The organism is Jiangella ureilytica, from assembly GCF_004348545.1.
Classification (GTDB): domain Bacteria; phylum Actinomycetota; class Actinomycetes; order Jiangellales; family Jiangellaceae; genus Jiangella; species Jiangella ureilytica.
In genome coordinates this window covers 46538-58405 of the sequence record NZ_SMKL01000009.1, presented here as the reverse complement: position 1 = coordinate 58405, position 11868 = coordinate 46538, and the positions used below count along the sequence as shown (strand labels likewise).

At 72.4% G+C, this 11868-nt stretch carries 10 protein-coding genes; 1 reads left to right on the top strand and 9 read right to left on the bottom strand.

Translation table 11 applies throughout. The features are described 5' to 3' along the window. Nucleotides 1–3: 3 nt before the first annotated feature. The 6 genes from E1212_RS05830 to E1212_RS05805 form a co-directional block, all read right to left on the bottom strand. Nucleotides 4–867, bottom strand: coding sequence for a sugar phosphate isomerase/epimerase family protein (locus E1212_RS05830; protein ID WP_131980269.1), 864 nt, complete (start codon nt 865–867; stop codon nt 4–6). 91 nt (nt 868–958) lie between these two features. Beyond that, the gene (locus E1212_RS05825; RefSeq protein ID WP_131980267.1) at nt 959–2194 is read right to left on the bottom strand and encodes a substrate-binding domain-containing protein; all 1236 of its coding nucleotides are present in this window, start codon (nt 2192–2194) and stop codon (nt 959–961) included. A gap of 69 nt (nt 2195–2263) precedes the next feature. After that, nucleotides 2264–3304: an ABC transporter permease gene (locus E1212_RS05820; protein ID WP_203416458.1), complete on the bottom strand. Its 1041-nt coding sequence runs from the start codon at nt 3302–3304 to the stop codon at nt 2264–2266. After that, entirely contained in the window at nt 3301–4389 is a 1089-nt protein-coding gene (locus E1212_RS05815) for an ABC transporter permease (RefSeq protein ID WP_131980265.1), read from the bottom strand. Before E1212_RS05815 ends, E1212_RS05820 begins: the two co-directional genes overlap by 4 nt. Beyond that, complete coding sequence (locus E1212_RS05810) at nt 4386–5906, bottom strand: sugar ABC transporter ATP-binding protein (RefSeq protein ID WP_131980263.1); 1521 nt, start codon at nt 5904–5906, stop codon at nt 4386–4388. Before E1212_RS05810 ends, E1212_RS05815 begins: the two co-directional genes overlap by 4 nt. Further along, nucleotides 5903–7042 (bottom strand): Gfo/Idh/MocA family protein, encoded by a 1140-nt coding sequence (locus E1212_RS05805; protein ID WP_131980261.1) that lies wholly within the window; start codon nt 7040–7042, stop codon nt 5903–5905. Before E1212_RS05805 ends, E1212_RS05810 begins: the two co-directional genes overlap by 4 nt. Before the next feature lie 111 nt (nt 7043–7153). Between E1212_RS05805 and E1212_RS05800 the strand changes: the two genes are divergently transcribed. Further along, entirely contained in the window at nt 7154–8392 is a 1239-nt protein-coding gene (locus tag E1212_RS05800) for an ROK family transcriptional regulator (RefSeq protein ID WP_203416456.1), read from the top strand. Between the two features lie 148 nt (nt 8393–8540). Here the strand turns inward: E1212_RS05800 and E1212_RS05795 are convergent, their stop codons facing one another. From E1212_RS05795 to xylB, 3 genes are all read right to left on the bottom strand, one after another. Beyond that, complete coding sequence (locus E1212_RS05795) at nt 8541–9188, bottom strand: FMN reductase (RefSeq protein ID WP_131980259.1); 648 nt, start codon at nt 9186–9188, stop codon at nt 8541–8543. Then, nucleotides 9185–10333, bottom strand: coding sequence for an LLM class flavin-dependent oxidoreductase (locus E1212_RS05790; RefSeq protein ID WP_131980257.1), 1149 nt, complete (start codon nt 10331–10333; stop codon nt 9185–9187). Before E1212_RS05790 ends, E1212_RS05795 begins: the two co-directional genes overlap by 4 nt. Before the next feature lie 113 nt (nt 10334–10446). Beyond that, nucleotides 10447–11835, bottom strand: coding sequence for a xylulokinase (gene xylB, locus E1212_RS05785; RefSeq protein ID WP_131980255.1), 1389 nt, complete (start codon nt 11833–11835; stop codon nt 10447–10449). Between the last annotated feature and the right edge of the window lie 33 nt (nt 11836–11868).

The window sequence follows — 11868 nt, the reverse complement described above, 5'->3', positions numbered from 1 at the left end:
TGATCAGGCAGGCTGCGGTACCACTCCTCTCAGGAAGGACAGGCCGTCGACGGCGATCGCGTCCTGGCTCGCGGCGAGCGGCCGCCAGATGGAGGCCGCCGTGGCGATCGTGGCGTTGTCGGCGGTGAAGGACTCGATGACGAGTGGGCCGGTGTAGCCCGCGGCATCCAGCGCGGCGAGGATCGCCGGCCAGTCGAGGTGGTCCGCGCCCGGTGCGCCGCGGTCGTTGGCGCAGACCTGCACGTGCGCGATGCGGCCGGCCGCCCGCGCGATCGCCCCGGTGACGGACTGCTCCTCGATGTTCATGTGGTAGACGTCCAGCGCCAAGCCGATGCCGTCGGCCGGGAGCCCCTCGATCGCCTCGAGCGCCTGGTCGACGGTGTTGATCAGGCTCGTCTCGTAACGATTCAGCGGCTCGACGGCGACGGTGACGCCTGCGGCGCGGGCGTGCTCGACGACGGGGCCCAGGCCGTCGCGCAGCTCGGCGTAGCGATCGGCCCGCTCCGACGGCGTCATCCGCCAGGTCCGCCCGACCGACGCGTACGCCGGCCCGGCGATGGCCGGCGCTCCCACCGTCGCGGCGACGTCGACGACGTGGCGCAGGTAGTCACGGGTGGCGGCGACGGTGTCCGCGCCGGTCGCGACCAGCTCGCGGCCGTCACCCATGACCAGCGCGACCGCCGCCGTCAGGCCGAGATCGCCCAGGACCTTCGCCGCTCGGACGGGGTCCCAGTCGCCGGGGTTCTCGACCGGCAGCTCGACGACGTCGAACCCCCAGTCGCGGATCCGCGGCGCCAGGTCGGCGAGGGCGGCGTCGGTGAGCGGCGACGTCCACACCCAGGTGTTGACCCCGAAGCGTCGGGTCATCGGTCGGGACTCCTCTCCCCCGAGCCCCGCCGATCACCGGCACGCTGCGGCGTACCGGTGATCGGCGGGCGACCGGGGTGCGGTCAGCGGGTCAACGGTCCTGCCAGGCCGCCGGGAAGCCCGGCAGGTCCTCGCCGCCGAACTTGGCGTAGTGCAGGGCGGGCATGTCGGCGTTGCGCTCGAGGAAGTCGTCGCGGTCGGCCTCGGTGATCGGGTCCTGCGGGAGCACCCACTCCGACGGCACCTGCTCGCCGGCCCAGATCATGGTCGCGGCGAGGATCGGGGTGCGCCACTGGAAGTTCGAGTACACGGGAGCGATGGCGGTCATGCCGGTCTCCTGCCACTTGCGCATGAAGCTCAGCTCGTCCTCACCCGCCATGACCGGGTAGTCGTTGCCGGTGTCCTCGAACGCCTCGATGGCCGCGACGGCGCCGTCACCGGCGTCCATCCAGATGCCGTCGACCTCACCGCGCTGCAGGTACTGCGTGACGATGTTCTTGATCTCCGCGCCGTCGCCGCCGGTGAACTCGTCGCCGAGCACCTCCAGCTCGCTGTCGGCGAAGATCTCCTGCGCCGCCGCCCAGCGGTTCTCCAGCACGTCGACACCCGGCAGGATGCGCAGCGCCAGCACCGTCGAGCCCGGCTCCAGGTTCTCGACCAGGAACTCCGCCGCGTCGGCGCCGTAGGCGTAGCCGCCGATCGGGTGGATGAACGTCACCATGCAGTCGGTGTTGACGCCGCGGTCGAACACGATGACCGGCACGCCGCTCGCGCAGGCCGCCTCGACGGCCGGGGTGAGCGTCGCCGTCGTCGACGGCGAAATGATGATCGCGTTGCAGTCGCCGGCGTCGATGAAGGCCTGGATGTCGGAGATCTGCTGGTTGTCGTCGTCGGCGGCGTCGGACACCCGGAACTCGCCGATCAGGCCCTGCTGCTGCAGCACCTCGACCTGCTGCTGCATGGTGATCCAGCCGGTGACGCGCCACGGGTTGCTGACCGAGGCGTTGGAGAAGCAGAGCGTGTTGCCGTCCTGCGCGAATTCCGCGGTGTCGACGTACTCCGGCTCGATCGCCTGCAGCCACGGCGTGGCGGGATCGCCCTCGGGCTCGACGTCACGCTGGGCGAGCTGGCGCTCGAAGTCCGCGCGGACGAAGAACTCGCCGTCGGCCGTCTCCTGCTCCGGCTCCTCCTCGCCCTCGGCGCCCGGATCCTCGGCGGCGGCGGACTCGTCGGGTGCCGCGGTGTCGGCCGGCTCGTCGGTCGTGCAGGCCGCGAGCATCAGGGCCGCGGCAGCCGCTGCCGCCAGTAGAGCGCGCGTAGTGCGCATCGTTCCCCCTCCTTGGGTGACGATCACAGTGACATTGCCGCCTCGGCTGAGAAGCGTGCCTCGGCGGAGTCAGGCTTCGTTCGGTTGTTGTTGGGACGGGACTTCCTGGTGGTGCCGGGGACGCGCCCTCTCACGAGCCGCATACGCGACGGCCGCGATGATGATCACGCCTTGGACCGCCGGCCTGATGGTCGACGGCAAGCTCAGCTGGTTGAACAGGACGAACAGCGCCTCGAGCGTGAGGGCGCCGGCCATGGCGGCGACGACGGAGCCCTTTCCGCCGCCGAGCACGACGCCGCCCAGCACCACGGCGGTGATCGCCGTGAACTCCAGGCCCTGGCCGACCTGCGCGGTGACGCCGGCGTACCCGCCGATGAGGATCGCGGCGAGCGTCGCCATGACGCTGGAGGCGATGAAGGCCAGGGTGCGGACCCGCCAGACCCGGACGCCGGCGAACGCGGCCGCCCGCTCGTTGTCGCCGGTGGCCATCAACGTGCGGCCGTACGAGCTGCGCATGACCGCCACGGCGACGATGACGATCCCGGCCAGGATCATCAGCGCCCACGGCAGTTGTCGTACGACCGCCATGTCGATGCCGCCGCGCCCGGGCTGGCGGAACGCCTCGGACAGGGCGCCGGTGGGCGCGCCGCCGGTCCACAACCGGATGGCGCCGTAGAGCACCAGCATCATGCCGAGGGTGGTGATGAACGACTGCACCTTGAGCAGCGTCGTGATCAGCCCGTTCACCAGGCCGACCAGGATGCCGAACCCGAGCATCAGCAGGATGACGGGGACGGTGCGGCCCTCCTCGCCGTCGATCAGGGCCGCGGCGATGACCACCTGGGCGCCCACCAGCGACCCGACGGACAGGTCGAACTCGCCGGACACGATGACGAAGTACTGGCCGATCGCCAGGATCATCAGCGGCGCGGCCTGCTTCAGGAACGCCATCAGCGACGGCGGCTCGGCGAAGCTCGGGTTCACGATGAAGATCCATGCGAACACGACGATGAGCAGCGCGAACACCGTCCCGCTGCCGCCGCCGAAGAGGCGGCCGAGCAGGTCGCCGGCGCTCTGGCGCCGCGTGGGCTGCGAGGTCGTGACGGTCACGCGTTCCCTCCCGTCGAGCCGGCGGGGACGGGCGCATCGGGGACGGGATCGGGTGGCGCGGATCCGCCGCTGCCGCCGTCACCCCCGAACCGCACCCGGCTGGCCTTCCGGTCGATCTGCCGGCGGGCGTAGATCGCGACGGCGGCGACGATGATCACGCCGCGGAGCACGTCCTTGAAGAACGGGTCGACCTCGAGGATGTTGAAGACGGTGTCGAGCACGGCCAGGATCAGGACGCCGGCGATGGTGCCGCCGATGCCGCCGCGCCCGCCCATGAGCAGCGTGCCGCCGAGCACCACCGCGGCGATGGAGTCGAGGTCGTAGCCGGAGTCGTACACCAGCGCGCTGCCGGTGCCGAACCGGGCCGCCAGCAGCAGGCCGGCCAGGCCTGCGGCGACCGCGCACAGCACGTGCGCCGTCACGATCACCCGGCCGGTGCGGATGCCGGAGAGCCGCGACACGTCCTCGCTGCCGCCGACGGCGAACATGTGGTAGCCGGTGCGGGTCTTGCGCAGGAAGAGGATGCCGGCCACCGCGACCGCGAGCATGACGATCGTCGAGAGCGGGACCGGGCCGATGCGGCTGTAGCCGAACTGCTGGAACGAGCTCGGCACGTCGCCGGCCGGACCCTGGTACTCGGTGTCGAGGTAGCCCTTGATGATCAGACCGACGCCGAGCGTCGCGATGAACGGGTTCACCTTGAGCACGGAGATGATCAGGCCGTTGGCGAGGCCGATCGCGGCGGCGACCACCAGCACGGCGCCGATGGCCAGCGGCACCCGGGCGGGGTCGCCGTTCATCGTCGTCGCGGCGATCAGGCTGCACAGCGCCATGACGTAGCCGACGGACAGGTCCAGCGACCGGCACAGGATCACCAGCGTCTGGCCGATGGCCACGAACCCGAGCAGGCTCGAGCGGGCCAGCATGTCGCGGGTGTTCGCGGTGCTGAAGAGGTTGTGGCCGTCGACGGCGACCAGGACCGCGCCGATGACGACGACCCCGGCGAGCGCCAGCCACACCAGCTCGGTGGCGCCGAGGCGGCGGGCGGTGCGGGTGCTCCCGGCGACGGCGACCGCGCGGCTCATGGCTCTCCCCTCTCGTCCGCCTGATGCCCCGTCGCCAGGGCCATGACGGTCTCCTCGTCCACGCCGCCGGGAAGCTCGCCGGCGACGCGGCCGTCGCGCAGGACGACGATGCGGTCGGCCATGCCGATGACCTCGGGCAGCTCCGACGAGATCATCAGGATCGCCACGCCCTGCGCCGACAGCTCGCGCATGAGCGTGTACACGCGTTCCTTCGCGCCCACGTCGATGCCGCGGGTGGGCTCGTCGAGCACGATCACCTTCGGCTCGGTGGCCAGCCACTTGGCCAGCACGACCTTCTGCTGGTTGCCGCCGGAGAGGAAGCGCACCTCCTGGCTGCTGCCGCGCGAGACCAGCTCGAGCGACGAGAGGATCCCCGGGATCCGCCGGGCGCCCTGCGACGCGCGCCGCGGCAGGACGGCGTCGAGCACCAGCCGCGCGTTGGCCGCGACCGACTGGTTGAGCACCAGGCCCTCACCCTTGCGGTCCTCGGTGACCAGCGCCAGCCCGGACCGGACGGCCTGCCGCGGCGAGCGCAGCGTGACCACCCGGCCGTCGAGCAGCACCTGGCCGCGGGTGAACCGGTCGACCCCGAACAGCGCGTGCGCGATCTCGGTCCGTCCGCTGCCCTGCAGTCCGGCCAGCGCCACGATCTCGCCGGCGCGCACCGTCAGGTCGATGCCGTCGACCTGCTCGTTGCCGCCCTGGCGGATCTCCAGCCGGACGTCGCCGGCCTCGGTGCCCGGCCGCTTGTCCGGGAAGAAGCTCGAGATCGGCCGGCCGACCATCTTGCGGACCAGTTCGTCGGACGTGATGTCGGCGGTCGCGACGGTGTCGACCAGCGCGCCGTCCTTGAGGATGGTCACGCGGTCGGACAGGTCGAAGATCTCCTTGAGCCGGTGCGACACGTAGAGGATGGCGACGCCGCGCTCCTTGAGCTTGGCGATCAGACGGTAGAGCAGCTCCACCTCCTCGTCGGCCAGCGCGGCGGTCGGCTCGTCCATCGAGATGATCCGCGCGTCGTAGGACAGCGCCTTGACGATCTCGACGATCTGCTGGCCGGCCACCGACAGCGAGCGCACCCGCGTCGCCGGCCGCAGCCAGGTGAGCCCGAGGTCCTCCAGCAGCGCCTGGGTGTCGGTGTTCATCCGGGCGGCGTCGACCAGCCGGTTGCGGCGCGGCTCGCGGCCGAGGAAGACGTTCTCGGCCACCGTGCGCTCCGGCAGCAGGTTGAACTCCTGGAACACCGTCGACACGCCGGCCTGCTGCGCCTGCAGCGGGTGCTCGAACCGCACGCTCTGCCCGTCCAGCTCGACGGTGCCGCCGTCGGCCTGGTAGACGCCGGCGAGGATCTTCATCAGCGTCGACTTGCCGGCGCCGTTCTCGCCGATGAGCGCGTGCACCTCGCCCGCGCGCAGGTCGAGGTCGACGCCGTGCAGCACCTGCACGCCGAGGAACGACTTCTCGATGCCGCTCATCCGCAGCAGCGTCGTGGCGGGGCTCACCACGTCAGAGCTCATGCGCGCACCTCCACCCACTCGCGCTCGGCGGCCGAGGTCATGACGGCCTCGGCCAGCCGGGCGGCACGCAGGCCGTCGTCGAAGGTGGGCAGCCCGTCGGGCATCTCGCCGAGGATGGCCGCGTGCGTGTCGGCGACGAACGCGTCGAAGCAGTCCTGGTAGCCCTGGGCGTGCCCGGCGGGGACGCGGGCGTACCGCGCGGCCTGTGCACTGAGCGTCTCGGGGTCGCGGACCAGCTGGCTGCTGCGCTCGCGGCCACCCCACCACAGGTGCTCCGGGTTCTCCTGGTCGAATGCGAGCGACCCGCGCGAGCCGGACACCTCGAGCAGCAGCCGGTTCTTGCGCCCGGCCGAGACCTGGCTGACGACGACGGAGCCGATGGCGCCGCCCGCGGTGGCGAACTGGACGACGACGACGTCCTCGGTGGTGACGTTGCGCAGGGTGTCGACGCCGCGCAGCTTGTTCACCGTCGACGACTGCGCCGACAGCCGGGTGATCCGCTCCTGCGTCACGAACTCGAGCAGGTCGCACCAGTGCGAGCCGATGTCGCCGAACGCACGGGTCGGGCCGCCGAGGTGCGGGTCGACACGCCAGTTGTCATCGGTCGGGTGCAGCAGCCAGTCCTGCAGGTAACTGCCGTGGGCCAGGAAGAGGGTTCCGACCTCACCGGCGCGGACCCGCTCGCGGGCCTCGCGGACCATCGGGTGGAAGCGGTAGACGAACGGGACGGCGGTGACCCGGCCGGCCTCGCGCGCCGCGGCGGTCATCGCCTCCGCGGCCGCCGACGACGTGGCCAGCGGCTTCTCGCAGACGACGTGCTTGCCGGCGGCGAGCGCGGCCAGCACGACCGGTTCGTGCAGGTGGTTGGGGGTGCAGACGTGGACGACGTCGACCTCGACCGTGTCGAGCAGCTCGTCGAAGGTCGCGAAGACGGCGTCCGCCTGCAGGTCGCCCTGGGCCGCGACCGCGCGCTCCGGCGTGGAGCCGACCGCTCCGACCACGCGGCCGCCGGCCACCTGGACCGCCCGTGCATGCACCCGGCCCATGAAGCCCGTCCCGACGATCGCCGCCCGGTATCCCGTGATCGAGACGGGGTCGTCGCCGGCCTCGCGGTCTGTGATCGGAGTCACTGCCATGGCAGAGCAACTTAGAGGCACTTTTGCGCGCACGTCAAGCAAAAGTTGCGCGACGATTACCGCATCTCCGGATGTTGCACAGGAAGAAGTCTGGTGTGTTTCACTAGTGCCATGCTCGAAGGCGTAGGCGTCACGACGTCACGGCCGGCATACGTCCAGCCAGACGGCACCTCGATGTACTCCGCGGGGTCCCTCTTCCAGCTGCTGCGCGACGGCCGGCCGCGCACGCGCGCCGAGCTCGCCGCCGAGACCGGGCTGGCCCGCTCGACGGTCACCCAGCGGGTCGACGCGCTGCTTGCGAGCAACCTCATCGGCCCGGCCGACAAGGCCGCCTCCACCGGCGGCCGGCCGCCCACGCGCTTCGCGTTCAACCCCAACGCCCGCTACGTCCTGGCCGCCGACATCGGCGCCACGCACGCGCGCCTCGCCATCACCGACCTCGCCGCCCAGGTGCTCGCCCAGTCCGCCGACGACCTGCTGGTCGCCGCCGGTCCCGAGACCGTCCTCGACTGGGTCGACCGCACCGGCCACGAGCTCATCCGGCAGGCCGGCCGCGATCCCGCCGACCTGCTGGGCGTCGGCATCGGGCTGCCCGGGCCGGTCGAGCACTCCACCGGCCGCCCCGTCAGCCCGCCGATCATGCCCGGCTGGGACGGCTTCGACGTGCAGGGCTACCTGCAGGACCGCTTCGGCGGCGTCGTCGCGCTGGTCGACAACGACGTGAACATCATGGCGCTGGGCGAGCACAACGTCGCCTGGAGCGACGCCCCGCACATGATGTTCGTCAAGGTCGCCACCGGCATCGGCAGCGGCCTCATCAGCGACGGGCGGCTGCATCGTGGCGCCCAGGGCGCGGCCGGCGACATGGGCCACCTGCAGCTGCCCCACGGCGCCGACATCGTCTGCCGCTGCGGCAACACCGGCTGCCTCGAGGCCGTCGCCAGCGGCGCCGCCATCGCGGCCAAGCTGGCCGCCCGCGGCATGCAGGCCTCCACCAGCTTCGACGTCGTGGCGCTGGCCCGCGGCGGCAACATCGAGGCGCTGCAGTTGCTCCGGCAGGCCGGCCGCGACATCGGCGAGGTCCTGGCCGCCGCGGTGAGCCTGTTCAACCCGTCGGTCATCGTCATCGGCGGCTCGCTCTCGCAGGCCGGCGAGCATCTCATCGCCGGCGTCCGCGAGATCGTCTATCGCCGCTCGCTGCCGCTGGCCACCCAGGACCTGCGCATCGTGCAGTCCACCACCGGCGACCGCGCCGGCATCATCGGCGCCGCCGTCATGGTCATCGACCACGCGCTCGCGCCGGCCCAGGTCGACTACCTCATGTCGGCCACCCCCGCCGCGATGAGCTGAACCGCGCCGTCCGCCCGTCGGGCCGCAGCCAGCCCGACCCCGCGCCCCAGTCTACGTTGATCTTGGAGTAACGGCGCCATAGCTGGGCGACATGCCCGATTGATCCCGCAGTTGCTCCAAGATCAACCTGGGCGGGGCCCGCGGTGGCTCAGTTCTCGGCGAGGAGTTGCTCGAACGGGGTGGGGACGGCGAACGGGTCGGCGGCCTGACGGGGTTCGCGGCCGGCCACGAAGTCGGCGAACTCGCGGGCGCCCCGCTCGATGCGCCGCGCCAGCCCGGTGGGCGCGCCGGCGCCGTCGCCCGCCTGCTCCGCGCCCCAGTCGGAGGTGGCCGCGTAGATCGCGGTGGGGACCACGATCGCGTGCAGGTAGGTGAAGAGCGGCCGCATCGCGTGCTCCAGCGCCAGCGAGTGCCGCTCCGTCCCGCCGGTGGCGCCGAGTAGCACCGGCATGCCCTCGAGCGCGTCGGCGTCGACCACGTCGAAGAAGGTCTTGAACAGGCCGCTGTAGGAGGCGGTGAAGATCGGTGAGACCGTGATCAGCCCGTCGGCCGTCGTCACCGCCTCGATCGCCTCGCCGAGCGACGGGCTCGGGAAGCCGCTGAGCAGGTGGTTCGTGAGGTCGTGCGCGTACTCGCGCAGCTCGAGGACCCGCAGGTCGACGTCGACGCCGCGGGCGGCGAGCTGGGTGCCCGCCGCCTCGGCGAGGCGGTCGGCCAGCAGCCGGGTCGACGACGGCTGGCGCAGCCCGGCCGACACCACGGCCACCCGGCGCGTCGACGTCCCCGGTGTCGTCATCGCGAGGCCTCCGCCGCCTCGGGGGCCTTGCCCGTGACGTCGTCGACGGCGTGCACCGTCGTGTCGCGGCCGCCGCCGGCAGCCTCGACCAGCGACGCGTGCGTCGGCGCGTCGGGGATGTGCGCGGGCCGGCCGGTGGCCATCTCGCGGCGCAGCACCGGCACGACCTCAGTACCGAGGATCTCGATCTGCTCGAGGACGACGTCGAGCGGGAGCCCGGCGTGGTCCATGAGGAACAGCTGACGCTGGTAGTGGCCGACGTGGTCGCGCATGGCGGCGTAGCGGTCGATGACCTGCTGCGGGCTGCCGACGGTCAGCGGCGTCTGCTCGGTGAACTCCTCGAGCGACGGGCCGTGGCCGTAGACCGGCGCGACGTCGAAGTAGGGCCGGAACTCGCGGACGGCGTCCTGCGAGTTGGGGCGCATGAACACCTGGCCGCCCAGCCCGACGATGGCGGTGTCGGCCGGGCCGTGGCCGTAGTGCTCGAAGCGGCGGCGGTAGAGCCCGACCATCTGCTTGGTGTGCGACATCGGCCAGAAGATGTTGTTGTGGAAGAAGCCGTCGCCGTAGTAGGCGGCCTGCTCGGCGATCTCGGGGCTGCGGATCGAGCCGTGCCAGACGAACGGCGGCACGCCGTCGAGCGGGCGCGGCACCGACGTGAAGCCCTGCAGGGGCGTGCGGAACCGGCCCTGCCAGTCGACGACGTCCTCGCGCCACAGCCGGTGCAGCAACGCGTAGTTCTCGACCGCCAGCGCGATGCCGTCGCGGATGTCCTTGCCGAACCACGGGTAGACCGGGCCGGTGTTGCCGCGGCCCATCATGAGGTCGACGCGGCCGTCGGTGAGGTGCTGCAGCTTGGCGTAGTTCTCCGCGATCAGCACCGGGTCGGTGGTCGTGATCAGCGTCGTCGCCGTCGAGAGGATGATCCGCTCGGTCTGCGCGCCGATGTAGGCCAGCGTCGTCGTGGGCGCCGAGGCGATGAACGGCGGGTTGTGGTGCTCACCGGTCGCGAAGACGTCGAGCCCGGCCTCCTCGGCCTTCTTGGCGATCGCGACCGTCGCCTTGATCCGCTCGTGCTCCGTGGGGGTTCGCCCCGTGGTGGGATCGGTGGTCACGTCGCCCACCGTGAAGATCCCGAACTGCATCTCCCGTCACTCCCTCTCGCCGGATGTTGACGTGTCAACTAATGTACCCGCCATAACCGGCCGGCGCATGCCCGTATTCCAGGGTGGCACGACCATGCCCGATGTGGGTGGGTTCAGCCGTGCAGCCGGGTGCGTGCCTCCGCGTAGGCGTCGCGGACCCGCAGGCTGCCGCCGTCGCCGCTGGGCTCGGCCGAGGTCTCGAGCTCGAGCGGCCAGGCGGGCGGGGATGCGGCGCCGGAGAGCGCCCAGGCGGCCTGCCGGGCGGCCCCGAGCGCGACATACTCCCCCGGCGCGGGCACGACCACGGGGACGCCGAACACCTGCGGCGCGACGGCGCGGACGGCGGCCGACTTCGCCGCGCCGCCGATGAGCAGCACCCGCCGGACGGTGACCCCCTGCGCGGCCAGCGCGTCGACGCCGTCGGCGAGGCCGCAGAGCATGCCCTCGACGGCGGCCCGGGCCAGGTTCTGCGGGGTCATGGCGGCACGGGTGAGGTTGACCAGCGAGCCGGTGGCGTCGGGGAGATCGGGGGTGCGCTCGCCGTCGAGGTAGGGCAGCAGCACCAGGCCCCCGGCGCCGGACTCCGCCGCGAGCGCGAGCCGGTCCAGCCCGGCGAGGTCGGTGCCGAGCAGCGTCGCCGCGGCGGTGAGCACGCGGGCGGCGTTGAGGGTGGCGACCAGCGGCAGGTGCCGGCCGGTGGCGTCGGCGAACCCGGCGACCGTGCCGGTGGCGTCGGCGACCGGCGACTCCGAGACGGCGAAGGCGGTGCCGCTGGTGCCGAGCGAGACGACGACGTCGCCGGGCTCGAGGGTCAGGCCGAGCGCGGCGCCCATGTTGTCGCCGGTGCCGGGGGCGATGACCGCGCCTGTCGCCGTCGTGCCCGTGGCCTCGTTCGGGGTCGCGACGCGCGGGACGTCGATGGTCCGGCCGAAGCCGAGCTCGAGCAGGTCCGGGCGGTACTCGCCGGTGGCGGCCGACCAGTAGCCGGTGCCGGAGGCGTCGCCGCGGTCGGTGACCGGTTCCGCCGGGCGGCCGGCGAGGAGCCAGGTGAGGTAGTCGTGCGGCAGCATGACCTGCCGGACCCGGGCGGCGTTGTCCTTCTCGTGCTCGGCGAGCCAGCGCAGCTTGGTGACGGTGAAGCTGGCGACCGGGACCAGCCCGACGGCCTCGGCCCACGCGGCGGGGCCGCCGAGCTCCGCCGTCAGGTCGCGGGCGGCGCCGGCCGAGCGGGTGTCGTTCCACAGCAGCGCCGGACGCACGACCTCGCCGTCGTCGTCGAGCACGACCATGCCGTGCTGCTGCCCGCCGACGGCGACGGCGTCCGCGCGGTCGAGCAGACCGTCGCCGGCCTCGGCCAGGGCGTCCCACCAGGCACGGGGGTCGACCTCGGTGCCGTCGGGATGGCCGGCCCGCCCGGACGCGACGACGGTGCCGTCGTCGCTGTCGACCAGGAGGACCTTGCAGGACTGGGTGGACGAGTCGACGCCGGCGACGAGGGTCATGCCCGCATCATGCCCGGCCGCCGGCGACGGGCG

Coding starts and splice junctions, on each gene's coding strand:
- E1212_RS05830 (WP_131980269.1), bottom strand. CDS start 867: ATGACCCGACGCTTCGGGGTCAACACCTGGGTGTGGACGTCGCCGCTC.
- E1212_RS05825 (WP_131980267.1), bottom strand. CDS start 2,194: ATGCGCACTACGCGCGCTCTACTGGCGGCAGCGGCTGCCGCGGCCCTG.
- E1212_RS05815 (WP_131980265.1), bottom strand. CDS start 4,389: ATGAGCCGCGCGGTCGCCGTCGCCGGGAGCACCCGCACCGCCCGCCGC.
- E1212_RS05810 (WP_131980263.1), bottom strand. CDS start 5,906: ATGAGCTCTGACGTGGTGAGCCCCGCCACGACGCTGCTGCGGATGAGC.
- E1212_RS05805 (WP_131980261.1), bottom strand. CDS start 7,042: ATGGCAGTGACTCCGATCACAGACCGCGAGGCCGGCGACGACCCCGTC.
- E1212_RS05800 (WP_203416456.1), top strand. CDS start 7,154: ATGCTCGAAGGCGTAGGCGTCACGACGTCACGGCCGGCATACGTCCAG.
- E1212_RS05795 (WP_131980259.1), bottom strand. CDS start 9,188: ATGACGACACCGGGGACGTCGACGCGCCGGGTGGCCGTGGTGTCGGCC.
- E1212_RS05790 (WP_131980257.1), bottom strand. CDS start 10,333: ATGCAGTTCGGGATCTTCACGGTGGGCGACGTGACCACCGATCCCACC.
- xylB (WP_131980255.1), bottom strand. CDS start 11,835: ATGACCCTCGTCGCCGGCGTCGACTCGTCCACCCAGTCCTGCAAGGTC.